This is a genomic window from Rhizobium sp. NFR03, assembly GCF_900111275.1.
In the GTDB taxonomy this organism is placed as follows: domain Bacteria; phylum Pseudomonadota; class Alphaproteobacteria; order Rhizobiales; family Rhizobiaceae; genus Ferranicluibacter.
In genome coordinates, this window is the sequence record NZ_FOGR01000002.1 from 22,541 (window position 1) to 45,989 (window position 23,449).

Genomic DNA, 23,449 nt, shown 5'->3' on the forward strand with positions numbered 1-23,449 from the left:
CGGTATCGCCTGTTTTCAGGCTGAATACACGGCATGGCCGCGAATATAGGTCGCGACCATCTCAAGGTCTTCCGTCAGGAGAACGAAATCCGCATCGAGCCCGGGCAGAAGCCGGCCCTTGGTGGCCGACAGTCCGATCGCGTCCGCCGGATAGGCCGACGCCATGCGGATCGCCTCGCCGAGCGGCAGGTCGAGCGTCCGGTGGACGAAGCGCACGGATGACAGCATATCGATATCGGCACCGGCAAGCGTTCCGTCGGCGAGCGTCAGCCGACCGTCCCGCCGGAAGATCTCGCGCCCGTTGAGCAGAAATCCCGTCTGGTCCGATCCGATGGTCGACATGGCGTCGGTAACGAGGAAGATCCGGCCCGGTCCGACCTTTGCGCGAAGCGCGATGTTCATCGAGACCGGATCCACGTGAAAACCGTCGGCGATGATACCGGCATGCAGCGTGCCGAGATCCAGCGCCGCGCCGACGCAGCCGGGTTCGCGGTGTCCGAGCGGGCTCATGGCGTTGAACAGGTGGGTAACGGTGCGGGCGCCGGCCAGCGCATAGGTCGCCACCGTCTCGTAATCCGCAGCGGTATGGCCGAGGCTGACGGTGATGCCGGCCTTGCTCATGGCGGCCACCTGCGCAAGCGTCGCATTTTCCGGTGCGACCGTGACCATGACTGCATCGAAGAGCGACGCGCAGGCGAGGATCACGTCGAGGTCGTCCGCCTCCATCGGCCGGATCAGGTCCGGATCATGGACGCCTTTGCGTGCGACGGACAGATGCGGTCCTTCGAGGTGCAGGCCGATGAAGCCGGGAACGCCCTCCGCGCGCGCCTCGCGTGCGGCCGAGATCGCGAGAGTGCGGATATCGGGCGTATCGGTGATCAGCGTCGGAAGGAGGGCGGTCGTGCCGAAGCGCGCATGGGCTTCGCAGATCGTGCGGATCGTCCCTGCGTTCGGCGCGTCGTTCAGCAGTGTCCCGCCGCCGCCATTGACCTGCAGGTCGATGAAGCCGGGCACGAGCAGGTGTCCCTCGGCCGATACCGTCTCGATCCCCTCGGGAAGCGCCTCAGGCGCGACGATGCCGGTGATGACGCCGCCGCCGACGAGAAGCGCCTGTCCGGCGTGCCAGTCCTGCCCGTCGAAGATCCGGGCCCCGATGACGGCGAAGGCCGTTTCGTCGCGCTGTGCGTTCATCGCGTTTCCGTCACTTTCTTCAGCGCTGCCGGCTGATCCGGGTTGAAGCCCTTGGCGCGCGACCATGCCTCGACGAAACCGTAGAAGGGAAGGATGAGGCAGAGCGCGTCGGTCAGTGGATGGCCGGTGGCAACGAAGGGCAGCGGTGCTGCACGCCCATGCGCATCGGCCGTCAGGAACGCACGGGCGCCCTTGCCCGCGAGATCGTCGAGAATGCCGGTAACGGACGCCTCGGCCGCATCGCGCGCCGCAAGGCCGAGCACCGGAAAGCGCTTTTCCACCAGCGCCACGGGCCCATGCAGCACCTCCGCTGCGGAATAGGCCTCGGCATGCAGACCGGACGTTTCCTTGAACTTCAGCGCCGCTTCGCTGGCAATGGCGAGCGCCGGGCCGCGACCGAGCACGTAGAGCGAGTCGGATGTTCCGATGCCGTCGAAAAGGGCGCTCCAGTCGAGCGTTACGGCGCGGGCAAGATGCATGGGCAGATCCCGCACGGCGCGTTCGAGCGCCGCGTCCTTTGTCCATGCCGCCAGCACGGCAAGGCCGGCGATGATCGAATTGACGTAGGATTTCGTCGCGGCAACGGCGATTTCCGGGCCGGCCATGATGTGCACCGGATGCGTGCTTGCCTCGGCGATCGGCGACGGCAGCGTGTTCGTCAGTGCGATGGTGACGGCGCCGGCCTTGGTCGCGGCCTCCGCCATGGCCACGATATCGGGGCTCTTGCCGGATTGCGAAATGGCGATGGAGCCGGCACCGGCCAGCGCCATCTTCGCGCCGTAGATCGAGGCAAGCGATGGACCGAGCGACGCGACGGGGCGGCCGGTGGTCAGCTCGATCGCATATTTGAGAAACAGCGCGGCGTGATCCGAGGAGCCACGGGCAATGGTCACGAGAAAGGCCGGGTCGTGGGCGGCAAGAGCGGACCCCGCCGCATCGAGCGCGGTCCGCGATCCCTCGAGAAGCCGGGCGGCCGCTTCCGGGATCTCGTTGATCTCGCGGCGCATATGGGTCTGTTCCGTCGTCATATCGTGCGTGTCCTCAAGGCCATCTCAGCGTGTCGGCCGTCTTCAGGTGTCGGAAAGGCTGAGTTCAGCCACGAAATCATAGGCGTCGCCGCGATAGAGGGAGCGGGTGAACTCCACCACGCGGCCGGATGCGAGATAGGAGATACGCTCGATCGACAGGCTCGCCGACCCGCTCCGGACGCCGAGCATGGTTGCATCGGGATCCTTCAGTTCGCAGGCCGAGATCCGCTGTACCGCCCGCACCGGCCGAGCACGCGTCTTGTCGAGTTCCGCATAAAGCGACGTCGTGATCCGCATCGGATCCGGCAGGAATTCCGCCGAGATGCTCGCCCGTTCGATGGCGAGCGGCATATCGTCGGCGATCCGCAGGCGACCGAGCCGGGCGACGAGTGCGTCTGCCGGCAGGCCGAGCGTCATCATTTCGTCCGGCGAGGCGGCAAAGAGACCACGCTCGATCCATTGTGCCCGCGTCGTCAGCCCGCGGCGCGCCATGTCCTCGGTAAAGGAAGTGAGACGGGAAAGGGATTGCTGCACGCGCGCCAGCGGTTTGACGACGAAGGTGCCCGATCCGTGACGGCGCACGAGAAGCCCGTCGCGCACAAGATCGTCCACCGCCTTGCGCACGGTCACCCGGCTGATATTTGCATATTCTGCAAGGTCGCGCTCCGGCGGCAGCGCGTCGCCATGGTTGAGCCGGCCCGACTGGATCGCCTCTTCCAGCGACTGGCGCAGCTTCAGATACAAGGGCCCGGACCCTGCGCCCTGAAGGCCTTCGAGCGGTAGCAGGTGGGCCAGATGATCGCTCATTGCGCCGCCTCCATGCGCCCGTCGGACGGATCGGATGCGAAGCGCTGGACCGCAAGCGCAACGGCTCCGGTGAGTGCATCGGCTGCCGGCTCCGTCATCTCGATGCCGGGCCGCTGCGCAAGCCAGGGACCGTAAAGCGGCGCCAGGCCACCGACGAGGCAGAGGGTGCGGACACTGCGGGCGGTGATGGCGTCGAGCGTCTGGTCGATATCCCGAGCGGCCTTGCGAACGAGTTCGACTGCAACCGGATCACCGGCAGCCGCTGCCGAAAAGATGCTTGGTGCGTAACGGCCGTAATCGGCAGGATGTGCGGCATGGGCAAAGGCGATGATGGCGGCGGTCGAGTGGCCGAATGCGGCAAGCACCGTCTCGGTCAGGGGAGAGGCGGGTCGAACGCCGTCATGGGCAAGCAGCGCCTCCTGAAGAAGCCCTTGCCCCAGCCGGGCACCGCTGCCAAGATCGCCGACCTTGAAGCCGTGACCGCCGAGCATTGAGACCTCGCCATTTTGCCGAATGCTGTAGACGGTGCCCGTCCCGAGGCTTGCTACCGCGCCGTCGCGGTCGCCCAGCGCGCCCTGAAGCGCGATCAGAACGTCGGACACGATCTCCGCTCTGGCGAAGGGCAGGCGCGCGGCAATGAAGGAGACCGCATCCGCCACATTGTTGCCGGCGAGACCGAGAACAGCGGCGGCGGTGGAAAGTCCGGCGACAGGAAGGCCGGCCTCCTGAAAGGCAGCCTCCGTCGCCAGTCGGATATGGGATAGCGCGGTTTCCGGGTCGGTCAGTATATTGGCGGCGCCACTGATGCCGCGGCCGAGAATGCGGCCGTCCGCATCGGCCACCGCCGCCCGGCACCGCGTACCCCCGCCATCGATTCCAACGCGATAAAGACCCATGGATAACCTCCGGCTCGATAATACCAAAAAAGGACCATTTACCAAGACGAAAATCAATAAAATTCCGAAAAGGGAACTTCTCGTTGTTTTACAGGTAGGTAAGAAAAAGATATCCTTACAGTCGAGCTATGCTTTCCGCTATGCATTGATTTTTCGGGATCTATTGGTATTCATTTGGACTTATCTGAGGGAGGGTCGCGTGGCGGACAGGACGGAAGAGCGCCATGCGCAGGCACGGGACCTTGATGTCAGGGAGCCTGTCGCGATCCTGAAGCTGCTGGCGCAAAGCCAGCAGGCGGCGGCGCGGGCAGTGGATGCTGCGCTGGAGCCTCTGGCGGCTGCGGCAGGCCTTGCCACGCAGGCACTGCAAACCGGTGGCCGGCTGATCTATGCGGGCGCCGGCAGCTCGGGGCTGATGGCGATGGTCGATGCGCTCGAACTTCCCGGCACCTATGGTCTGGCACCCCATTCGGTCGTCGTTCTTCTCGCCGGCGGCGCGGCAAGCCTTGCCGACCTTGCGGGCGGCTACGAGGACGATCGCGATCTTGGTATCGGCGATGTGGAGAAGGCGGGCGTCGCAGCCGGGGATTGCCTGATCGTCGTCTCCGCCAGCGGTTCGACACCGTATGCGCTCGGCTGCGCGGAGGCGGCGAAAGCCGCAGGTGCCAGCGTCGTGGCGCTCGCCAACAATCCCGGCGCGCCGCTGCTCGACGTGGCGGATGTCGCCATCCTCTTGGAAACCCCGCCCGAGGTGATCTCCGGATCGACGCGCATGGGCGCGGGAACGGCGCAAAAGATCGCGCTCAACATGCTCTCCACCCTGGTCGGCATCGGGCTGGGTCATGTCCATGACGGGCACATGGTCAATCTGAGGCCTGACAACAGGAAGCTGCGCCAGCGCGCTGCCGGCATGGTCGCCGATATCGCCCGGATCGAACGGTCGGCCGCCGAGCGCCATCTCGACGCGGCCGATGGCTCCGTCAAGATCGCGGTCCTCCTCGCCTCGGGCGTCGCAAGCCGTGATATCGCGCACCAGCGACTGGACACCGCGGGACAAAGCCTGCGGCGGGCTCTTGCCCTTGGCGGGACACGGGAAAAGAGCTAGCCTCCGGGATAACCCGAAAAGTGTCGGGAGCCCATCGATCTTCCAGCGCAAAGGCTTTCGCCCGTGACCCTTGCAAGTCTTCTTGCCTATGCCGCCGCCCTTTTCATTGCGGCCGCCATTCCCGGTCCGGGCATGACCGCCATCGTCGCGCGCGCTCTCGGCTCCGGCTTTCGCGATACGTTTCTGATGGGTCTTGGACTCGTCCTCGGCGATCTCGTCTACCTCACGGGCGTGGTTCTCGGCCTGGCTTATGTCGCGCAGACCTTCACCACTGCCTTTCTCGTCATCAAGATCCTCGGCGCGCTCTATCTCGGCTTCATCGCCTGGAAGCTCTGGACGTCGGGCCTGATGGCGCAGAATGTGGAGGAGAACCGGGTACGCACCTCCCCGGGGCTCGCATTTCTTTCGGGGCTTCTGGTGACGCTCGGGAATCCGAAGACGATGCTGTTCTACGTCGCGCTCGTGCCGACGCTCATCGATCTCGGCACGATCGGCCCTCGCGACTACGTGCTTCTCGTGCTGACCACCTTCATCGTCCTGCTCTCGGTGCTTATTCCCTACATCGTGCTCGCCTCGCGGGCGCGCCAGTTCCTGCGCCGGCCGACGGCTCTGAAGCTTCTTAACCGGGCAGCGGCAAGCATGCTGGGGGCGACGGCCGCCTATATCGCGCTGCGCACCGCATGATGCTTCTCCGAAGTGCCCCTTTCGCGCAGGCGCGCAGCGCTCATGGCGTCGATGCGATGGAGGTGGAGAGCTGACGTCACCGAGACGCGGCAACGCATGTTTCCGGCGCGGTCAATAGGCCGCAATACGCTCCAGCCAGAGCCTCCGATAGGCTTCGATCGCTTGCCGCGTGCCAAGCTGCTTTACGGGCGCAGCGTCTCCACGGGTCGAAGGAACGGTGCCGCCCGCCAGCAATGCGGCGCCAAGGCTCGTTCCCGTCGAGCCCTCCAGCGCAAGCACATCCCGGTCGGAGAAGGCGGAGAGCGCGGAGAGATAGAGCCCGTTTTTCGCAAACGGCCCTTCGACCAGGATCGGCCCACCGGCATTCAGAAGCGCCAGGCTCTCCTGCGTCATCAGCGCGAGATAGAGACAGATGGCCACATGACGCTCGGCATCCGATGCGCCGCCGGCGGAAACCCATGCCGCCGTCATCGCCGGGAAGGGGCCGCATCCGGGCACGACGGATGGCAGGAGCATCACGCCGCGCGCGATGACGGTCTGGATAAGCGCTTCGCCGATGGACTCGGCTTGCACGGCTTCCAGACCCGATGTCAGCACCTCGTATTCCCGCCCGCCCATGAAGCGGGCGGAGGGAACGGCACGGCCATAGGCGTCGATATTGGCAAGCGTGTCCCGCGCGGGATCGAGACGTGCGAGATCGCCGCCGACGCCGAACGACACCACCCAGGTGCCGGTGGAGACGACGGAAAAGGGGACCTCTCCACCGATCAGATGCGGCAGCAGCGACGCATTGCTGTCGTGGATACCGCAATGGACCGGGATGTTCCGGTTCGCATCCAGCCCGATCTCGCGCGCCAGCGGCACAAGCAGCGGCCCGAGAGCAACGAAAGCGGAATGTACCGGCGCGAGCAGCCCGGACAGATCGAGCGTATCGACCAGCGCCGAAAATCTGCCGAGCGCAGGATCCCAGAGATCCGTATGGCATCCAAGCGATGTGACCTCGGTGGTGAACTGTCCGCTGAGCCGGCCTGACCAGTATTGGGCATAGGTGACGATGGTGCGAACCCGGGCGAACGCGTCGGGAAATGCCGTCTTCTGATAATGAAGCTGGGCGCCGAGATTGAGCCCCATCGCCAATCGGGGCGAAAAGGTTTCGGTGAAAGCTGGTCGTATCCGGTCGTAATCCGACCTTATGTCTTGCGAATAGTCATGCTCGTAGTCGAGCACCGGCAGCGCCAGCTCCCCGTTGGCATCGAGGAGGGCCGCCGCCGCCCCATGGGTGGTGACCGAGATCGCATCGAACCCCGGCGTGCCTGCCACGGCTTTCAGGGACGCGATGAGAAAGGCCCAGAGCGCGTCCGTATCATAATGCGGATAGGGGCCGTCGCTTACGACGCGGTTGGTCATCCGGTGAGATACGAGTTCCCGGCCGCTCGTCGTGTCGAAGACCACGAGCTTGGCATTGGTCTTTCCGACGTCGAAGACGGCGACTCTTCCGGGTGCGCGGGTCATGGCTGTGTCGGCAGATGAAAGACGGGGATCAGATCGCGCGACACCGGCGCGTTGTCGGGATGGGTCTCCATGATATCGGCCATATGCGCCCACCAGCGTTTCATCACGGGATGCTCGGGCAGGGCGGCCATGCCGTGGTCGCGCGGGCGCGAGAGAACGCCGAAGAGGGTCAGCGTCTCGGGATCGAGGAAGATCGAATAATCGCGGACGCCGGCCTGCGCGAGAAGCAAGCTCAGTTCGGGCCAGATCTCGTCGTGACGACGGCGATACTCCTCTTCCTGTCCCGCATGAAGCTTCATGACGAAGGCGTGGCGTTCGAGCGGTGCCTCGGGGATCATCAGGATCTCGCCTTGATGCGGCGCGCCAGGATCGGCAGCGCGATGGTGATGATGAGGAGCAGGCCGATGAAGATTGACATGACGATGCCGGGAACGTTCAAAAGCCCGAGCCCGAAGGTGACGAGGCCCATGACGAAGGCCGCGATGACGACGCCGCCGATCGTGCCGGAGCCGCCGAGAATGGAGACCCCGCCGAGCACCACCATGGTCACGACCTCCAGCTCCCAGCCTTGCGCGATCGAGGGCCGTGTGGAGCCGAGGCGCGAGGTGAGGCAAACGGCGGCGATGCCGCTCATCAGGCCCGTCAGCAGAAACAGGATGAATTTGATCCGCTCGACAGGGATGCCGGAGAACCGCGCGGCGAACTCGTTATTGCCGATCACCTGAACCTGCCGTCCGAAATTCGTCGCATGCAGAAGCAGGGCGAACAGGCCGGCGAGCACGAGAAAGAGCACGAACTCGAAGGAGAACACCCAGACCACATAGCCCTGCCCGAAGAAGGCGAAATCGGCGGGATAGCCGCCATAGGCCTTGTCGCCGAGGACAATGTAGGACAGCCCGCGAAACAGGCTCATCGTGCCGATGGTGACGACGATGGAGGGCAGCTTCATGCCCGATACGAGCACCCCGTTGACGACGCCGCAGGCCAGACCGACGCCGATGCCGATGCCCACGAGGCCTGCCGCACCCACACCCGCCTGTGCCGCCGCCCCCATGGCTGTCGAGGCAAGCGCGATGATCGCGGCGACCGACAGGTCGATTTCGCCGGCGATGACGAGCAGCGCCATGGCGAAAGCGATCATCGCCTTTTCAGTGAAGTTGAACGTGGCGTCGGAAAGGTTCCAGGCATCCAGAAAGTAGGGCGAGGCCAGCGAATTGAAGACGAAGATCGCAACGGCCACGCCGAGAAGCAGCACCTCCCAGCTGGCGAGCAGCCGGCGAAGCGGCGTGCCCAAGCGATCCGGAATGACGCGTCGGGCCGGCTGTGCGGTCTCCGATGTTGCTGATGTCGAGGGGATCGCGCTCATGCCAGGGCCTCCTTGCCGGCCTTGCCGGAACTGTTATCCTCCGCCTCCCTGTTGCGCAGGATGATCCGCCCGCGATGGCGCTCGCGGCGGGCATTGAACACGACGGCGAGAATGATGACCGAGCCGGAGATTGCCATCTGCGTAAAGGGAGAGATGCCGATGACCGGAAGCGCATTCTTGATGACGCCGAGAAAGAGCGCGCCGAGCACGGTGCCGATAACGGTGCCGACGCCGCCCGCAATCGAGATGCCGCCGATGACGCAGGCCGCGACGCTGTCGAGCTCGAAGCCGATGGCGATATCGACATAGGCGACGGCATAGCGCGAGACCCAGAGATAGCCGCTGAGACCGGCGAGCGCCCCGGAAAGCGTGAAGGCGAGAAAGCGCGTATAGCCGACGTCGATCCCTGCATAGACGGCCGCCACCGGATTGCCGCCCGCCGCATAGGCCGAGCGGCCGAAGGGCGTGTAACGCGCCATGAGGAAGACGAGCACGACGACGATGACCGCGACCCAGGACAGCACCGGCAGACCGGCAATGCCAAGCCTCGGCACGTTGAGGAATTCCGGTGTCATCTGATGCGCGTTGACCCAGGCGCCGCCCGAGAGAACGAAGGCCATGCCGCGATAGATGGTGAGCGTGCCCAGCGTCACCACGATCGGGGGCATTTCGAGCCGCCAGACGAGAAAGCCGTTGATGGCACCGAGCGCCGCCCCGATGCCAATGGCCAGCAGGATCAGGAGCACGAGCGGCAGGCCCGGCACGGCCGCGTTCAGCATCGCCACGGCCATGCCGCTGAAGGCGAGGTTGGCGGCGACCGAAAGGTCGATCGCCTTCGTCAGGACGACGGTCATCTGCGCGAGCGCGAGGATGATCAGGATGGCCGTATCGTTGAAGATGACGGCGAGGTTGCGAGGGTTCCCGAAGCCGGGCGCACGCGTCGAGAACGCGACGACCATCAGGGCAATGATGAGGAAGAGCAGGGTTTCGCGTCTTTTCAGGAATGTCGCGGTCATTGTCATCGTCTGGTCCTCACGCATTGCCGGTGGCAGCGCGCACCAGCATTTCCGGCGTCAGCCCGGCGCGCGGGTGAATGCCTGCCGACAGGCCTTCCTTCATCACCATCACCCGGTCCGACATGCCGAGAATCTCCGGCAGTTCCGACGAGATCATCACGATCGACAGGCCTTCGGCTGCCAGTTCGCTGATGAAGGCGTGAACGGCGGCCTTCGAGCCGATGTCGATCCCCTTGGTCGGCTCGTCGAGAATGATCACTTTCGGCTGCGTCGCGAGCCATTTGCCGATCACCACCTTCTGCTGGTTGCCGCCGGACAGCGTGCCGACGGGAACGGAGAGGGCGGCGGCACGCAGGTCCAGCCGCTCGGCATATGTGCGCGCCAGCGCGAACTCGTCGGCAAGCCGCAGGAAGCCGCCGCGGGACGTGCGGCCAAGCGAGGGCAGCGTCATGTTCTGGAAGATCGGCATAGGCAGCGCCAGACCATGGCGGCCGCGTTCCTCCGGCACATAGACGATGCCGGCGCGGATCGCGTCGCGCGGCGAGCGGATCGTCACCGGCCGGCCATCGATCTGCACGGTGCCGCTCGTCGGTGTGGTGATGCCGAACAGGGACTGGCACAGCTCGGAGCGTCCGGCGCCGATGAGCCCGTAAATACCGAGGATTTCGCCGCGGTGGAGGGTGAAGGAGATATCGCGAAACTCGGTCGGATGGCTGTAGCCGGAGACCTCCAGCACGGGTGCGCCTCGTGTGACCGCGATCTTCGGAAACGCGTCGGCGACCGTGCGGCCGACCATCAGGCGCACGATATCGTCCTGCGGGGTCGTCGCCAGCGCGCCGTGTCCGACGGCCTTGCCGTCGCGGAAGACCACGTAGTTCTCGGCAATCTCGTAGACCTCGTCGAACTTGTGACTGATGAAGAGGATGGCTTTGCCCTGGCGCTTGAGGTCGCGCACGATGCGAAAGAGATCGTCGATCTCTTTCCGGGAAAGCGCTGCCGTCGGCTCGTCCATGATGACGATGCGCGCCTCGATGGAGAGCGCCCGCGAGATCGCGACGAGATGCCGTTGCGCGATCGACAGGTCCTTCAGGCGAATGGTCGGGTCGATCGTGCTTTCGAGCGACCGCAGCAGGTCTCCGGCCCGCCGGTTCATGGTCGCCCAGTCGATGGTGCGAAAGCGGGTCCGCGGCGCATGGCCGAGAAAGATGTTTTCAGCCACCGTCAGCTCGTCGAAGAGCACGGTTTCCTGGTGAATGGCGGTGACGCCGGCATCGATGGCGGCCTGCGCATCGGAGAAGACGACCGGCGATCCGTCGATCCGGATCTCCCCCTCGCTTGGGCGGTAGATGCCGGTGAGGATTTTCACGAGCGTCGATTTGCCGGCACCGTTCTCGCCGATCAGCGCCGTCACCGTTCCCGGATAGAGCGCGATATCGACGCCGTCGAGCGCCTTGACGCCGGGAAAGATCTGCGAAATGCCGCGCATTTCCAGAATGGCAGGCACAGCCAAGCGATCCTCGGCGACGGGGTGTTGAAGGGCCATCATGTCCATGTCCGGTCGGAAGGAGAGGACCGGCGGCGCGGGAACGCGCCGCCGGATCGTCTGGAAAATCAGAACACCTTGGAGAACTGGTCGATGTTTTCGGCATTGTAGACGAAGGGATCGGCCATGGCGGCTTCGCCGTTCTCGCCGACCTTGATCTTGCCCATGCGGCCGGCTTCGATTTCCGATCCCGGCGCACCGTCGGCATCGCCCTTGACGAGGTGATAGGCGATCTGGGCAGCGGAGTAGCCAAGATCGATCGGGTTCCAGATCGCGAACTCCTTCGTCGCGCCCGACTTGATCGCGCCGGCCATTTCTGACGGGAGACCGAGGCCAGTCACATAGACCTGACCGATCTTGCCGGCATCCTTCACGGCCTGCGAGGCCGCGAGCACGCCGACCGTTGTGGGGGCGACGATGACCTTGACGTTCGGGTTGGACGTCATGAGGCCCTGCGCTTCGCGGTAGCTCTTGTCGGAAAGGTCGTCGCCGTAAACGGTGGTGACGAGATTGAGGCCGGGGAAGTCCTTCAGCTGCTTCTTCATTTCCTCGATCCAGATGTTCTGGTTCGTGGAGGTCGTCGTGGCCGAGAGAATGGCGAAATCACCCTTGCCGCCTTCGAGATGATCCTTGACCAGCGTCAGGCACATCTTGCCGATCAGGTCGTTGGAAGATGGGTTGAGCTGCAGGATGCGGCCTTCCGGCGCAACGCCCGAATCCCACGAGATGACCTTGATGCCGCGCTGGGCGGCCTTCTTCAATGCGGGAACGACGGCATCGGGGTCGTTCGCCGAGATCGCGATGGCATTGACGCCCTGAGCGATCAGCGCGTTGATCACCTCGATCTGGCCTTCGGCCGTCGTCGAGGTCGGGCCGGTATAGATGATCTCGACGTCGCCGAGTTCCTTGGCCGCCTCCTGCGCCCCCTTGTTGGCGGCCTCGAAGAAGCCGTTGCCGAGCGATTTCACGACGAGGCCGATCTTGACCTCTGCGGCATGTGCGGCCGAGCCGAATGCGGCCATCGCGAACACGACCCCGATGGCAAGCTTTTGTGCGAGTTTCATGCTGTCTTCCTCCCAGTTGACGATAAGTGCCCGGTCGCTCATGCGACCGATGCGGTATCCTTCGTATCCGACGCCGCCACGGGAACCGTGATCAGCTTGACCCCCGCGGCCTCCACCATGCGCACGGCCTCCTCAGACACGGCGCTGTCGGTAATGATGGTGGAAACGTTTTCGAGCGGGCAGAGAATAAGGCTCGACCGGCGGGCGAACTTGCCGGAATCGATCATGACGACGAGCTCGTCGGCCTGCCGCATCAGGCGCTGCTCGCTCTGGATCACCAGAGCGTCGGACTCCATGATGCCGAGCGCGCTGGCGCCCTGCGCGCCGACGAACATGCGGCGCGCCGAGAAATTGCGGATGGCGTCGTTTTCGAATGGCGACAGGATCAGGCTCTGGTCGCGATAGATCGTGCCCCCCGGCACCGTCACCGTGCATTTGGAATGTTTGACGAGGTGCTCGGCGATGGCGAACGAGTTGGTCATGACCTGCAGCCGACGCGCCGCCATGAAATGCACCATCTGGAAAGTCGTCGTTCCCCCGTTGATGATGACGGCGTCGCCTTCCTCACAGAGATCGACCGCCATGCGGGCAATTGCGCGCTTCTTATCGGAGTTGATCGACTCCGACACCTTGAACGGGCGTGCTGCGAGATTGCCGATTTGCGGCGGATGCACGGCTTCGGCACCGCCACGAACCCGCCGCAGCTTTCCCTGGACATGCAAAGACGCGATATCGCGCCGGATCGTCGCTTCCGACGCATCCGTCAATTCCGCAATATCCTGTACCGTCACCACAGGCTTTTCCTGGACGGCGCTCAAGATGATGCGGTGGCGTTCGCGTTCGTGCATGGGGGTCTCCTCGACAGCGAGTTATGCGAAATAAGCAGAGACTGTCAATCAATAACGATCATAAATTTCTATATTGCGCTGCACAATGAACATTTATGATCGAATATGATTGACATGATCGGTTGGACTGAGCGATATCGTCGGCAACACGGGGCCGACCTGCGTTTGACGCAAGGGTTCCGATAACATGGGAGGATGACATGTCGGAACAGAGCCGCCGTCTCGAAAGCCGTTGGGACGATGCTATTGCGAACAATCTCGATGAGCCGGGCAAGCTTCTCTATCGCTCGAATCTCCTCGGCGCGGACAAGCGCATCACCAATTACGGCGGCGGCAATACGTCGGCCAAGGTGACCGAAACCGATCCGCTGACCGGTGAGCCGGTTCGCGTTCTCTGGGTCAAGGGCTCGGGCGGCGATGTCGGCACCATCAAGCTCGATGGCTTCGCAACGCTCTATCTCGACAAGCTGGAAGCGCTGAAGGGCCTCTACAAGGGCGTCGAGGATGAGGATCGCATGGTCGGCTTCCTGCCGCATTGCACCTTCGCACTCAACCCGCGCGCCGCGTCCATCGATACGCCGCTGCACGGCTTCGTGCCGTTCACCCATGTCGATCACATGCATCCCGACGCGATCATCGCCATCGCCGCGTCGAAGAACTCGCGCGAGCTGACGAAAGAGGTCTTCGGCGACGAGATCGGCTGGCTCCCCTGGCGCCGCCCGGGCTTCCAGCTGGGGCTCGATCTCGGTGCCTTCGTCGCGGCCAACCCCCATGCCAAGGGCGTCGTGCTCGAAAGCCACGGCCTCTTCACCTGGGCCGATGACGCAAAGGCCTGCTACGAGCTGACGCTCGATATCATCAACCGCGCCATCGACTGGTTTGCCACGAAAACCGAAGGCAAGACCGTCTTCGGCGGCGCTGTTTCGACCAGACTGGAAGAAGCGCAGCGCCGCGCGATCGCCGCGCGCCTCATGCCGGAAATCCGCGGCCGCATCGGTCGGGAGGAAAGGAAGCTCGGTCATTTCGACGATCAGGCCGCCGTACTGGAATTCGTCAACTCCGCGGATCTCCAGCGCCTCGGCGCGCTCGGCACGTCCTGCCCGGATCATTTCCTGCGCACCAAGATCCGCCCGCTGATCCTCGATTTCGATCCGAAGGCCGAAGGCAGCATCGATGCGGTCGTGGCTGGTCTCGATGCGGCGCTTGACGCCTACCGCGCTGATTACGCCCGCTATTACGACACCTGCCGCCACGACAATTCGCCTGCCATGCGCGATCCCAATCCGGTGATCTTCCTCATTCCCGGCGTCGGCATGCTGTCCTTTGCCCGCGACAAGGCGACGGCCCGCATCGCCGGTGAGTTCTACGTCAACGCCATCAACGTCATGCGCGGCGCCTCCACCGTGTCGGAATATCAGGGTCTGCCCGAGCAGGAGGCGTTCGACATCGAATACTGGCTGCTCGAGGAGGCCAAGCTCCAGCGCATGCCGAAGCCGAAGAGCCTTGCCGGCCGCGTCGCCTTCGTCACCGGCGGCGCCGGCGGCATCGGTCGTGCCACGGCAACCCGCCTGATCGCGGAAGGCGCCTGCGTCGTGCTGGCCGATATCGACCAGACGGCGCTCGATGGCGCGCAGGCCGATTTCGCCAAGCGCTACGGCGCGGATGCCGTTCGCAGCGTCAAGCTTGATGTGACGGACGAACATCAGGTTGCCGCAGCTTTCACGCAAGGCCTCGTTGAGTTCGGCGGCATTGACATTCTCGTCTCCAATGCCGGCATCGCGTCCTCCGCACCGGTCGAGGAAACCGATCTTGCCATGTGGAACCGCAACATCGACATCCTTGCAACCGGCTACTTCCTCGTCTCGCGCGAAGCCTTCCGCCTGTTCCGTCGCCAGAAGCTCGGCGGCAACGTCGTCTTCGTTGCGTCCAAGAACGGGCTCGCATCCTCGCCCAATGCATCGGCCTACTGCACGGCGAAAGCTGCCGAAATCCATCTTGCCCGGTGCCTGGCGCTCGAAGGCGCGGAAGGCGGCATTCGCGTCAACACGGTCAATCCCGATGCCGTGCTGCGTGGCTCCAAGATCTGGGACGGCGAGTGGCGCGAGCAGCGCGCGGCCTCCTCCAAGATCGAGGTCAGCGACCTCGAAGAGCATTATCGCAAGCGCTCGATGCTGAAGGTCAACATTCTCCCCGAGGATGTTGCCGAAGCCATCTACTTCCTCGCCTCCGACCTGTCGGCGAAATCCACCGGCAACATCATCAATGTCGATGGCGGCAACGCGCAGAGCTTTCCGCGCTAGGCTGGAAGAGGGAGGAGACCATCATGACCGATCATCGCATCGCGCCCGACCTCGTTGCCGGGCACAACGAAAGCCGTGCCGCGTCACAGGCCGCGGATTACAATGCGCTCGGCGAGCATCTGTCGCGCCGGGGCATCGACATCGAAACGGTGACACGGAAGGTCTCGGCCTTTCACGTCGCCGTTCCCTCCTGGGGCGTCGGCACGGGCGGCACGCGGTTTGCCCGCTTTCCCGGCATCGGCGAGCCGCGTGGCATTTTCGACAAGCTGGCGGACTGCGCCGTCATCAACCAGCTGACGCGCGCCACGCCCGGCGTTTCCCTTCACATTCCCTGGGACAAGGCGGAACCGGCCGCGTTGCTGGCGGCAGCGGAAGCCTACGGGCTGCATTTCGACGCCATGAACTCCAACACCTTCTCGGATGCGGAAGGGCAGGCTCTTTCCTACAAGTTCGGCTCGCTCAGTCATGCGGATGCAGGAACGCGGGCGCAGGCGGTGGAGCACAATCTCGAATGCATCGAGATCGGCCGCGCCATCGGCTCGAAAGCGCTGACGGTCTGGGTCGGGGACGGTTCCAATTTTCCCGGTCAGAGCCACTTCACCCGCAGCTTCGAGCGCTACCTCGCCTCCATGGGCGACATCTATGCAGCACTGCCGGATGACTGGCGGCTGTTTTCCGAACACAAGATGTACGAGCCGGCCTTCTATTCCACGGTGGTGCAGGACTGGGGCACGAGCTATCTCATTGCTTCGACGCTGGGTCCGAAGGCGCAGTGCCTCGTCGATCTCGGCCACCATGCGCCCAACGTCAATATCGAGATGATCGTGGCGCGGCTGACCCAGTTCGGAAAGCTGGGCGGCTTCCACTTCAACGATTCGAAATACGGCGATGACGATCTCGATGCCGGTTCGGTCGATCCCTATCGTCTCTTCCTCGTCTTCAACGAACTGGTGGATGCCGAGCACCACGGCATCAAGGATTTCGATCCGGCTCACATGATCGATCAGTCGCACAATGTGACCGATCCAATCGAAAGCCTCATCTCCAGTGCCAACGAGATCCGCCGCGCATACGCGCAGGCTCTCCTTGTGGATCGCGAGGCTCTGGACGGCTATCAGGACGAAAACGATGCGCTCATGGCTTCCGATACGCTGAAGCGTGCGTTCCGCACCGATGTCGAGGCCATTCTTGCCGAAGCTCGTCGTCGTGAAGGAGGTGCCATCGATCCGATTGCCGCCTACCGGAAGAGCGGCTATCGCAACATGGTCGGCAACGAGCGTCCTGCATCTCGCGCCGGCGGTGGCGGCATTATCTAGGCGTTAAGATTCGGCATCGTCCTGCCCGTTACGGCGTCTGCTGCCCGGCTCCGGCCGGCGGCTCGTCACGCACTTCCCCGGGACTCGACACGAACAGATAAACGCCGGCGAGCACCGCGCCGGCGAGCAGAATGGTGATGACGAAGGTGATCATCCGCTTGAATGCCGGTGCCTGCCGATCTGCCATGGTGTCGTCTTCTCCTGTATCCTGAAGATCAAACCCGTAAAGCGCAGGTGAGGTTCCCTCTATCCGGCTTGTTTCCTCTGCAATGCTCGGTCTGCAAACGTACCGATGAATAGATATGCCCTTTCCGCAGCACATCTTAAGGTCGCGTTTACACGGGTAGCGTCTTATCCAGCTTACATAAAGTTGGAGAAGATCAATGCCAGCAACCTGCCAGGGATGTCGCGACGGTGCCGACTTCCACATTCCGTTTTCCATGGCGTTCCAGCCCATCGTCGATGTCGTCTCGAAGACCACATTCGCGCATGAGGCGCTGGTGCGCGGCATTGCGGGCGAAGGCGCCGGCTCTGTCCTGTCGGCCGTCGATGCCCAGAACCGCTATGCCTTCGACCAGCAATGCCGGGTCAAGGCCATCGAACTCGCGTCGCAGCTGTATGGCACACAGAGTGATGTCGGCCTGTCGATCAACTTTCTGCCGAATGCCGTCTACGAGCCGCGCGCCTGCATCCGGCTGACGCTGGCTGCGGCGGCGCGCACCAAGTTCTCGCCGAAGAACATCATCTTCGAATTCACCGAAAGCGAGATCCTCGACACGGCGCATATTCTCAACATCCTGAACACCTATCGCGAGATGGGCTTCCGCACGGCGATCGACGACTTCGGCGCCGGCCATGCGGGTCTGGCGCTGCTGGCGAAATTCCAGCCGGATATCGCCAAGCTCGATATGGACCTTATCCGCAATATCGACACCGACACGGTGCGCCAGACGATCGTGCGCCACACCGTCGCCATGCTGCACGATCTCGGCGTTACCCCGCTTTGCGAAGGCATCGAGACGGAGGGCGAGGCGCAGGCTCTGGAAGATCTGGGTGTGCGTCTGATGCAGGGCTATTTCTTTGCGCGCCCGAGCTTCGAGGCGCTGGCGCAACCGTCCATGAGCCGGACGGCCGCGACGCACTGACGTCTCGACGAGCGCGTCGTCATCCCCAGGCGCCAGCGCGTCGTCAGCCGATGACGCGCTTGTATTCGGCCTCGGCAAACCCGTAGGAGCCACCCGCGAGCCGCTCGAGACCCGTGCGGTCGCGTACCGTCACCGTGCCGCGGCTGGAGCGGATCAGGTTCTCGCCTTCCAGAATATGCAGCGCCGTGGTGACGCTTGGCCGGCGAACGCCGAGCATCAAGGCGAGGAAGTCGTGCGTGAGCGGCAGGTCGTCCTCGCCCGCGCGGTCATGCGCCATCAGAATCCAGCGCGCCAGCCGCTCGTTGATCGTGTAGCGCGCATCCGCAAGGGCGGTCGAGGCCACCTGCATCATGAAGGTATGAACGAACTTCATCAGGGCGTTGCGGATCGACGGATGATCCTTGAGGACCGCAGCGAGCCTTTCCGCGCTGATGCGGAGCGCCGGACCGCCGATCTGCATGAAGGCCTGATGCGGCGCCTCGCCGATGCCCAGCAGCAGCGGAAGACCCGACAGTCCTTCACGGCCGACGCAGCCGATCTCGACCCTTTGCCCGCTGGAATCCCGGATGACCTCAGAGGAGAGGCCGCCGAGAAAGAAGTAGGCGTAGGTGATTTTCTCGAAAGGCTGGTACAGGACCTGCCCGTGCACCAGGTCGATCCGCTCAAGTTGCGCAAGCATGATGTCGAGATCAGGGGGAGAAAGGGAGGCGAGAAGGCCGTTCTTCATGTAGATGTTAAGTTCTCTGGAAAGACATTGTAAGTCAGCGCATTATCCAAGACGGAGCGATGGTTTGCAAAGGTATGCGGCGTTTGGTCAAGTACCGTACCGATGGTGTATAAGAGCGCGTTTTCGGCGGGTTTAATCGTCTTGCCCGGCGGAGGTTCCCGCCGGTTACGGCAAAATATCGTCCATGGCTTCGTCATAGGTAACAGAAGCGACGCTGTGTCCTGCTTCGTCGCATATCTCGATCGATGTGAGTTCGAGCTTTCGTTCGATCTTCAGATGTTCGGCGGCAATCTCCCGGATCGCCCGCTGGGCTTCTTTGCGCGCGTCTTCCAATGATGCGACCTCGGCACCGTCCAGATCGTCCAGCACCCCATTCCGCTCGACGAGCTGAAAGTAATATCTTGGCATGCGACACGGGCTCCCGGCAGATTGTCGCCGATATGCCCGCAACCGGGGATGCTGCGGAAAGTTCCAGGCGACATCGCTTTGGTCCACTGAAACGAACGCCGCATCGACACGGTTGCGTCCTGTCGGTTGTCGCCGGATTATGTCAATATAGGCCTGAACTCTCTCGGATCGCATCGTGCGCTTGATCCTTTGTTCATGCGCGCCGTGCCATCACGTCGGTCTCCCTTTGGAGAGGATCTGAAATCTTGGTCGATAATGAAGCGGTTATGCACCTGGCGCAGCTCATGGAGGGCACCGATGTCATGGTGGCGGTCTATGATCAGGACGACCGGCTTCGCTTTGCCAATGCTGCGTTCCGCAAGGCCTGGCACATCGAAGACGACGAGCGTCCGGTCTGGTCCGATCTCATGCGCCGGAACTTCATGGCACGACGCGGCACGGTCATCTCGGCCGATGATATCGATATCTGGTTGCGCTCGGTTCTCGGGCGGCGGGGAAAGACCGGCTTTCGCGCGTTCGAAACGGATCTCCATGATGGCCGGTGGCTCTGGATGACGGAGACCATGCATGCCAATGGCTGGATGCTGTGCGTGGCCTCCGACATCACATCGCTGCGGCCCGACGAACGTGAGCTGCGGCAGGCCCGCGACATGGCGATCAAGGCCTCGCAGACCGACGACCTGACCGGTATCGCCAGCAGGCGCTTCGTGATGTCGAAGCTTGAGGCGCTCGTAAAGGCAGCTCCGGCAGAGCCTGCGATGTTAGCCGGCAAAACACCCGTTGAATACAGGGCCGTCGGATGCGTGGCCGTTCTCGATATCGACAACTTCAAATATATCAACGACCGGTTCGGCCATAGTGTCGGCGATGCCGTGCTGATGGATTTCGCCGCGACCATCCAGCGCCTTGTGCGCAAGACGGATGTCCTCGGCCGTGTCGGCGGCGAGGAGTTCGTTCTCGTTCTGCCGAACACGACGACATGGGAGGCGGAAGCGATCATCGGCCGCATGCTGGCGGAGGTGCGGCAGTCCCGCCCGGTGCGCGAGCAGCTAAGCTTTCGCTATACGTTTTCGGCCGGCCTTGCCGGCGCGCGGGCAGGCGACGATCCGGCCGATCTTTATAGGCGCGCCGACCTCGCTCTCTACGCCGCCAAGATGCGCGGCCGCGACCAGATCGGCATCGATATCGACAGCCAACGGACGAGCGGTTCCGGCGGCGGCTGAAACGTCCTGCCCTCATTCCTCTTATGCAAACAGCAGGCCCAGCGCGTAGAACGCCGCAGAGATGAGGGCGGCTGCCGGCATGGTGACGATCCAGGCGATGACGATATTGCCGGCAAGGCCCCAGCGGACGGCCGAGACGCGGCGCGCGGCCCCGACGCCGATGATCGCGCCGGTGATGGTATGGGTCGTGGACACCGGGATGCCGAGCCATGTTGCCCCGAACAGCGTCAGCGCTCCGCCCGTTTCCGCGCAGAACCCCTGCATCGGGTTCAGCCGCGTGATCTTCGAGCCCATGGTATGGACGATGCGCCAGCCCCCGAACAGGGTGCCGAGCGCCATGGCCGACTGGCAGGTGATGACCACCCAGAACGGCACGTAGAAGGTCGAGCCCAGATAGCCCTGGCTGAACAGCAGCACGGCAATGATCCCCATCGTCTTTTGCGCATCGTTGCCGCCGTGGCCGAGCGAGTAGAGCGAGGCCGAGATGAACTGCATGACGCGAAAGGTGCGATCCACGGCAAAAGGGGTCTGGCGCACGAAGACCCAGGACACCGCGAGAACGAGCACCAGCGCAAGGAAGAAGCCGATGGCCGGCGACAGGAAGATGGCACCAACCGTCTTTCCGAGCCCGCTCCAGACGATCGATGAGAAACCGACCTTGCTGAGGCCCGCGCCGACCAGCCCGCCCACCAGCGCATGGGACGAGCTTGAGGGTATGCCGAAGATCCAGGTGACGATGTTCCAGACGATGGCTCCCATCAGCGCGGCGAAGATCACCAGCGGCGAGACGATGCCGGGATCGATGATGCCGGTGCCGAGCGTTTCCGCGACATGAAGGCCGAAGAACAGGAAGGCGATGAAATTGAAGAACGCCGCCCAGAGGACGGCATATTGCGGCCGCAGCACGCGTGTCGAGACGATCGTCGCGATCGAATTTGCAGCATCGTGCAGCCCGTTCAGGAAGTCGAAGAACAGCGCGATGGCGATGAGGCCGACCAGCAGCGGAAAAGCCAGCGAAGCGTCCATCAGACGTTCTCGATCACGATGCCGCTGATTTCATCGGCAACGTCCTCGAAGCGGTCGACCACTTTTTCCAGCTCGCCATAGATCTCACTGCCGATCAGATAGGCCATCGCATTGCCGGAAGCCCCGTTGCCGGAAGAGCCATGACGCCGGAAGAGGTCCTTGAGGCCCTGTTCGTGCAGCTCGTCCGAGCGACCCTCGACGCGGGTCACGTCTTCGGCAATCGCACTCAGCCGCTGGGCATTGGCACCAACCTTGTCCAGCAGCGGGATGGCCTCCGCAATCAGGTTTGCCGCCTTGACGATCTCGCCGCCCATCTCCCGCATCACAGGGTCGAAGGCCGTCTGCTCGAACAGCCGGATGGTCTTGACCGTCTTGTGCATCATGTCGATGGCGTCATCCATCGACTGGATCAGATCCTGGATATCGCTGCGGTCGAACGGCGTGATGAAGCTGCGGCGCACGGCAAGAAGCACGTCACGCGTGATTGCATCCGCCTGATCCTCCAGCGAGACGATGCGCGCGCAGTTCTTTTCCAGCTCGATGCCGTTGAGCAGGTCGCTCAGCGCGCCGGCCGCCTCCACGACGAGCCGCGAATGCGCGGCGAACATATCGAAGAACCTGTCTTCACGGGGCATCAGCTTTCGGAATAAGCTCATCATGTCGGTCGGCCTGCACCATCATGTCAGTGTCACAAAACTGTCATAAATGGTATCGGCACTCTCTAGCAACGCAGAGCGTCGATTTGACGGCATGAAACTTCCAAAAAAGGTTACGAAGAAGCGGACGAACCAGGCGGGTCATCTGCTGCAGCAGCTGGCCACCATGCCGGCCAAACTGTTTCAGGGCGCGTTTCGCCAGCAATATGGCGCGGTGTGCTTTCGCTATGTGGGAAGCGGCGACGAGATCGAGATCCTGGTGATCACGACGCGAGAAAGCCGGCGCTGGGTCATTCCCAAGGGCTGGCCAATGAAGAAGAAGAAGCCTTATCGCGCCGCCGCGATCGAGGCCTGGCAGGAAGCCGGCGTCCGCGGCCGCACGCGCAAGAAGCCCATCGGCCGCTACACCTATCTGAAATGGCTCGACGACGGCGATGTCGCCCCCTGCATCGTCGATCTCTTCCAGATCGAGGTGCAGAGCGTCAGCACCGATTTCAAAGAACGCCGTGAGCGCGTGCTTGCCTGGGTGTCTCCCGACGAGGCCGCCCGCCGCGTACGCGAGATCGAACTGAAGTCGATCCTCGTGGAGTTCAAGCCACAGGGCGCTCGCGAGGGAGGTTTGAAGACATCGCGCAAACCGGAGGACTGACCGCTGCCGGACATTTGCAGCGGTGCGAGCGCACTGCCTCAAACAGGGCTCAAACAGGCAAAGTTCAAACAGGCGAGTTTCACAGAGGCCGGCTTGCCGTCACGGGCTTCTCCGCCACAATGGCATAGCGATGCTGGAGGCCACGCGCGAGCGCTTTGAAGCGTCCGAGATACGCGGCCTGCGCTCTGTGGATCCGGCGAAGGTCGTGGTCGGTCGAAAGGACCGAAAATCCTGAATCCGCCAGAAGGCGCCCGACAGCCTCCGCCCGGGCACCGTTCGAAAAATGCACCCGAGAGAGGATGCTCCGGTGGGTGTCCGCCAACCCGGCCGGTGCATGGACAGGCTGCGGCGAGAGCCACCCGGCCTTCTGCAAGAGCGCATCGACGCGCTTGACCACCCGCTCCAGAAAGCCCGTATTGACGAAATCGCCATCGATAACGAGCAGCCGGCCGCCGGGTTTCAGGATCCTGTACCACTCCTTGAAGCAGGCTTGCGGATCGACCAGCGTCCAGACGAGATGCCGCGTCACGATGACATCAAAGCTATCGTCGGGCGCGAGCGTCCGCTCGGCATCGCCAAGCTGAAAGCGAATGCTGCGCCCGCGCGTCTTTGCCTTGCTACGGGCGAGATCGAGCATGTTCTCCGACCAGTCGATACCGGTAACACGGTAGCCGAGATCATCCATCAGGTGCGAGATCACGCCGGTTCCACTGGCAAGGTCGAGCGCAGCCCGCTCTTCACCAGGCCCGAGATGCTTCTCGATCAGACCGTGCCAGGCCTTCCGCTCCTCCTCGGAGAAAATCTCGTGCCCCGGTGACTGGTCGAAGGTCGCCGCACGTGCGGACCAGTAATCCCGGATTTCATCTCTCAGCGTGTAGTTCGCGGCCTGTAACCCCGGGTCGTTCCGCATACTCATATCTCGCTTCAAACGTAAAATGT

24 protein-coding genes are annotated in these 23,449 nt (G+C 63.3%); 7 read left to right on the forward strand and 17 right to left on the reverse strand.

Annotation, left to right across the window (positions count from 1 at the left end):
• Positions 1–15 precede the first annotated feature (15 nt).
• Genes nagA through BSG19_RS05315 form a run of 4 tightly spaced genes read right to left on the reverse strand, consistent with a single transcriptional unit; the run spans position 16 to position 3,922 of the window.
• Positions 16–1,191, reverse strand: a complete 1,176-nt coding sequence (nagA, locus tag BSG19_RS05300) for an N-acetylglucosamine-6-phosphate deacetylase (protein WP_092985701.1) — start codon at positions 1,189–1,191, stop codon at positions 16–18.
• On the reverse strand, positions 1,188–2,219 hold the full coding sequence (locus tag BSG19_RS05305) for an SIS domain-containing protein (protein WP_092985703.1): 1,032 nt from the start codon (positions 2,217–2,219) through the stop codon (positions 1,188–1,190). Before BSG19_RS05305 ends, nagA begins: the two co-directional genes overlap by 4 nt.
• Before the next feature lie 42 nt (positions 2,220–2,261).
• The gene (locus BSG19_RS05310; RefSeq protein WP_092985705.1) at positions 2,262–3,026 is read right to left on the reverse strand and encodes a GntR family transcriptional regulator; all 765 of its coding nucleotides are present in this window, start codon (positions 3,024–3,026) and stop codon (positions 2,262–2,264) included.
• On the reverse strand, positions 3,023–3,922 hold the full coding sequence (locus tag BSG19_RS05315) for a glucosamine kinase nucleotide-binding domain-containing protein (protein WP_092985707.1): 900 nt from the start codon (positions 3,920–3,922) through the stop codon (positions 3,023–3,025). The genes BSG19_RS05310 and BSG19_RS05315 overlap by 4 nt, the downstream gene beginning before the upstream one ends.
• 199 nt (positions 3,923–4,121) lie before the next feature.
• Between BSG19_RS05315 and BSG19_RS05320 the strand changes: the two genes are divergently transcribed.
• On the forward strand, positions 4,122–5,027 hold the full coding sequence (locus BSG19_RS05320; RefSeq protein ID WP_244529106.1) for an N-acetylmuramic acid 6-phosphate etherase: 906 nt from the start codon (positions 4,122–4,124) through the stop codon (positions 5,025–5,027).
• A gap of 63 nt (positions 5,028–5,090) precedes the next feature.
• Complete coding sequence (locus tag BSG19_RS05325) at positions 5,091–5,711, forward strand: LysE family translocator (protein ID WP_092985711.1); 621 nt, start codon at positions 5,091–5,093, stop codon at positions 5,709–5,711.
• Between the two features lie 111 nt (positions 5,712–5,822).
• On the opposite strand, the gene BSG19_RS05330 is transcribed toward BSG19_RS05325, so the two are convergent.
• From BSG19_RS05330 to BSG19_RS05360, 7 genes are all read right to left on the reverse strand, one after another.
• On the reverse strand, positions 5,823–7,223 hold the full coding sequence (locus BSG19_RS05330) for an FGGY-family carbohydrate kinase (protein WP_092985713.1): 1,401 nt from the start codon (positions 7,221–7,223) through the stop codon (positions 5,823–5,825).
• Positions 7,220–7,561, reverse strand: coding sequence for an L-rhamnose mutarotase (gene rhaM / locus BSG19_RS05335; protein ID WP_170865879.1), 342 nt, complete (start codon positions 7,559–7,561; stop codon positions 7,220–7,222). Before rhaM ends, BSG19_RS05330 begins: the two co-directional genes overlap by 4 nt.
• Positions 7,561–8,589: an ABC transporter permease gene (locus BSG19_RS05340; protein ID WP_092985715.1), complete on the reverse strand. Its 1,029-nt coding sequence runs from the start codon at positions 8,587–8,589 to the stop codon at positions 7,561–7,563. The genes rhaM and BSG19_RS05340 overlap by 1 nt, the downstream gene beginning before the upstream one ends.
• Positions 8,586–9,611, reverse strand: a complete 1,026-nt coding sequence (locus BSG19_RS05345) for an ABC transporter permease (RefSeq protein WP_244529107.1) — start codon at positions 9,609–9,611, stop codon at positions 8,586–8,588. Before BSG19_RS05345 ends, BSG19_RS05340 begins: the two co-directional genes overlap by 4 nt.
• A gap of 10 nt (positions 9,612–9,621) precedes the next feature.
• On the reverse strand, positions 9,622–11,151 hold the full coding sequence (locus BSG19_RS05350) for a sugar ABC transporter ATP-binding protein (protein WP_244529108.1): 1,530 nt from the start codon (positions 11,149–11,151) through the stop codon (positions 9,622–9,624).
• Positions 11,152–11,216: 65 nt separating this feature from the next.
• Complete coding sequence (rhaS, locus tag BSG19_RS05355) at positions 11,217–12,212, reverse strand: rhamnose ABC transporter substrate-binding protein (RefSeq protein WP_092987201.1); 996 nt, start codon at positions 12,210–12,212, stop codon at positions 11,217–11,219.
• 38 nt (positions 12,213–12,250) lie between these two features.
• Entirely contained in the window at positions 12,251–13,060 is an 810-nt protein-coding gene (locus tag BSG19_RS05360; RefSeq protein WP_092985719.1) for a DeoR/GlpR family DNA-binding transcription regulator, read from the reverse strand.
• A gap of 200 nt (positions 13,061–13,260) precedes the next feature.
• Between BSG19_RS05360 and BSG19_RS05365 the strand changes: the two genes are divergently transcribed.
• Positions 13,261–15,360 carry a bifunctional rhamnulose-1-phosphate aldolase/short-chain dehydrogenase gene (locus BSG19_RS05365; RefSeq protein ID WP_092985721.1) on the forward strand — a complete coding sequence of 700 codons (2,100 nt, stop codon included), beginning with the start codon at positions 13,261–13,263 and terminating at the stop codon, positions 15,358–15,360.
• Positions 15,361–15,383: 23 nt separating this feature from the next.
• Positions 15,384–16,676: an L-rhamnose catabolism isomerase gene (gene rhaI / locus BSG19_RS05370; RefSeq protein WP_092985723.1), complete on the forward strand. Its 1,293-nt coding sequence runs from the start codon at positions 15,384–15,386 to the stop codon at positions 16,674–16,676.
• Between the two features lie 28 nt (positions 16,677–16,704).
• On the opposite strand, the gene BSG19_RS25980 is transcribed toward rhaI, so the two are convergent.
• Entirely contained in the window at positions 16,705–16,863 is a 159-nt protein-coding gene (locus tag BSG19_RS25980) for a hypothetical protein (protein ID WP_170865880.1), read from the reverse strand.
• A 196-nt stretch (positions 16,864–17,059) separates the two neighbouring features.
• Here BSG19_RS25980 and BSG19_RS05375 point away from each other — a divergent pair, with 196 nt between their 5' ends.
• The gene (locus BSG19_RS05375) at positions 17,060–17,821 is read left to right on the forward strand and encodes an EAL domain-containing protein (RefSeq protein WP_092985725.1); all 762 of its coding nucleotides are present in this window, start codon (positions 17,060–17,062) and stop codon (positions 17,819–17,821) included.
• Between the two features lie 43 nt (positions 17,822–17,864).
• Here BSG19_RS05375 and BSG19_RS05380 read toward each other — a convergent pair whose 3' ends face one another.
• Positions 17,865–18,548: a Crp/Fnr family transcriptional regulator gene (locus BSG19_RS05380; RefSeq protein ID WP_244529109.1), complete on the reverse strand. Its 684-nt coding sequence runs from the start codon at positions 18,546–18,548 to the stop codon at positions 17,865–17,867.
• A gap of 165 nt (positions 18,549–18,713) precedes the next feature.
• Complete coding sequence (locus tag BSG19_RS05385; RefSeq protein ID WP_139274733.1) at positions 18,714–18,917, reverse strand: DUF6894 family protein; 204 nt, start codon at positions 18,915–18,917, stop codon at positions 18,714–18,716.
• A 305-nt stretch (positions 18,918–19,222) separates the two neighbouring features.
• Here BSG19_RS05385 and BSG19_RS05390 point away from each other — a divergent pair, with 305 nt between their 5' ends.
• On the forward strand, positions 19,223–20,179 hold the full coding sequence (locus BSG19_RS05390; protein WP_092985730.1) for a GGDEF domain-containing protein: 957 nt from the start codon (positions 19,223–19,225) through the stop codon (positions 20,177–20,179).
• A gap of 21 nt (positions 20,180–20,200) precedes the next feature.
• Here the strand turns inward: BSG19_RS05390 and BSG19_RS05395 are convergent, their stop codons facing one another.
• A complete protein-coding gene (locus tag BSG19_RS05395; protein WP_092985732.1) occupies positions 20,201–21,205 on the reverse strand; it encodes an inorganic phosphate transporter in 1,005 nt (334 codons plus the stop codon).
• Complete coding sequence (locus tag BSG19_RS05400) at positions 21,205–21,864, reverse strand: DUF47 domain-containing protein (protein ID WP_092985734.1); 660 nt, start codon at positions 21,862–21,864, stop codon at positions 21,205–21,207. Before BSG19_RS05400 ends, BSG19_RS05395 begins: the two co-directional genes overlap by 1 nt.
• 91 nt (positions 21,865–21,955) lie before the next feature.
• On the opposite strand from BSG19_RS05400, the gene BSG19_RS05405 reads away from it, so the two are divergent.
• Positions 21,956–22,510 carry an NUDIX hydrolase gene (locus tag BSG19_RS05405; protein WP_092985736.1) on the forward strand — a complete coding sequence of 185 codons (555 nt, stop codon included), beginning with the start codon at positions 21,956–21,958 and terminating at the stop codon, positions 22,508–22,510.
• 79 nt (positions 22,511–22,589) lie between these two features.
• On the opposite strand, the gene BSG19_RS05410 is transcribed toward BSG19_RS05405, so the two are convergent.
• Positions 22,590–23,420 (reverse strand): class I SAM-dependent methyltransferase, encoded by an 831-nt coding sequence (locus tag BSG19_RS05410; protein ID WP_092985738.1) that lies wholly within the window; start codon positions 23,418–23,420, stop codon positions 22,590–22,592.
• Between the last annotated feature and the right edge of the window lie 29 nt (positions 23,421–23,449).

What these genes read in the sequence shown, in the direction of transcription:
- nagA (WP_092985701.1), bottom strand. Translation starts at nt 1,191, where the DNA reads ATGAACGCACAGCGCGACGAAACGGCCTTCGCCGTCATCGGGGCCCGG.
- BSG19_RS05305 (WP_092985703.1), bottom strand. Translation starts at nt 2,219, where the DNA reads ATGACGACGGAACAGACCCATATGCGCCGCGAGATCAACGAGATCCCG.
- BSG19_RS05310 (WP_092985705.1), bottom strand. Translation starts at nt 3,026, where the DNA reads ATGAGCGATCATCTGGCCCACCTGCTACCGCTCGAAGGCCTTCAGGGC.
- BSG19_RS05315 (WP_092985707.1), bottom strand. Translation starts at nt 3,922, where the DNA reads ATGGGTCTTTATCGCGTTGGAATCGATGGCGGGGGTACGCGGTGCCGG.
- BSG19_RS05330 (WP_092985713.1), bottom strand. Translation starts at nt 7,223, where the DNA reads ATGACCCGCGCACCCGGAAGAGTCGCCGTCTTCGACGTCGGAAAGACC.
- rhaM (WP_170865879.1), bottom strand. Translation starts at nt 7,561, where the DNA reads ATGATCCCCGAGGCACCGCTCGAACGCCACGCCTTCGTCATGAAGCTT.
- BSG19_RS05340 (WP_092985715.1), bottom strand. Translation starts at nt 8,589, where the DNA reads ATGAGCGCGATCCCCTCGACATCAGCAACATCGGAGACCGCACAGCCG.
- BSG19_RS05345 (WP_244529107.1), bottom strand. Translation starts at nt 9,611, where the DNA reads ATGACAATGACCGCGACATTCCTGAAAAGACGCGAAACCCTGCTCTTC.
- BSG19_RS05350 (WP_244529108.1), bottom strand. Translation starts at nt 11,151, where the DNA reads ATGATGGCCCTTCAACACCCCGTCGCCGAGGATCGCTTGGCTGTGCCT.
- rhaS (WP_092987201.1), bottom strand. Translation starts at nt 12,212, where the DNA reads ATGAAACTCGCACAAAAGCTTGCCATCGGGGTCGTGTTCGCGATGGCC.
- BSG19_RS05360 (WP_092985719.1), bottom strand. Translation starts at nt 13,060, where the DNA reads ATGCACGAACGCGAACGCCACCGCATCATCTTGAGCGCCGTCCAGGAA.
- BSG19_RS05365 (WP_092985721.1), top strand. Translation starts at nt 13,261, where the DNA reads ATGTCGGAACAGAGCCGCCGTCTCGAAAGCCGTTGGGACGATGCTATT.
- rhaI (WP_092985723.1), top strand. Translation starts at nt 15,384, where the DNA reads ATGACCGATCATCGCATCGCGCCCGACCTCGTTGCCGGGCACAACGAA.
- BSG19_RS25980 (WP_170865880.1), bottom strand. Translation starts at nt 16,863, where the DNA reads ATGGCAGATCGGCAGGCACCGGCATTCAAGCGGATGATCACCTTCGTC.
- BSG19_RS05375 (WP_092985725.1), top strand. Translation starts at nt 17,060, where the DNA reads ATGCCAGCAACCTGCCAGGGATGTCGCGACGGTGCCGACTTCCACATT.
- BSG19_RS05380 (WP_244529109.1), bottom strand. Translation starts at nt 18,548, where the DNA reads ATGAAGAACGGCCTTCTCGCCTCCCTTTCTCCCCCTGATCTCGACATC.
- BSG19_RS05390 (WP_092985730.1), top strand. Translation starts at nt 19,223, where the DNA reads ATGCACCTGGCGCAGCTCATGGAGGGCACCGATGTCATGGTGGCGGTC.
- BSG19_RS05395 (WP_092985732.1), bottom strand. Translation starts at nt 21,205, where the DNA reads ATGGACGCTTCGCTGGCTTTTCCGCTGCTGGTCGGCCTCATCGCCATC.
- BSG19_RS05400 (WP_092985734.1), bottom strand. Translation starts at nt 21,864, where the DNA reads ATGATGAGCTTATTCCGAAAGCTGATGCCCCGTGAAGACAGGTTCTTC.
- BSG19_RS05405 (WP_092985736.1), top strand. Translation starts at nt 21,956, where the DNA reads ATGAAACTTCCAAAAAAGGTTACGAAGAAGCGGACGAACCAGGCGGGT.
- BSG19_RS05410 (WP_092985738.1), bottom strand. Translation starts at nt 23,420, where the DNA reads ATGCGGAACGACCCGGGGTTACAGGCCGCGAACTACACGCTGAGAGAT.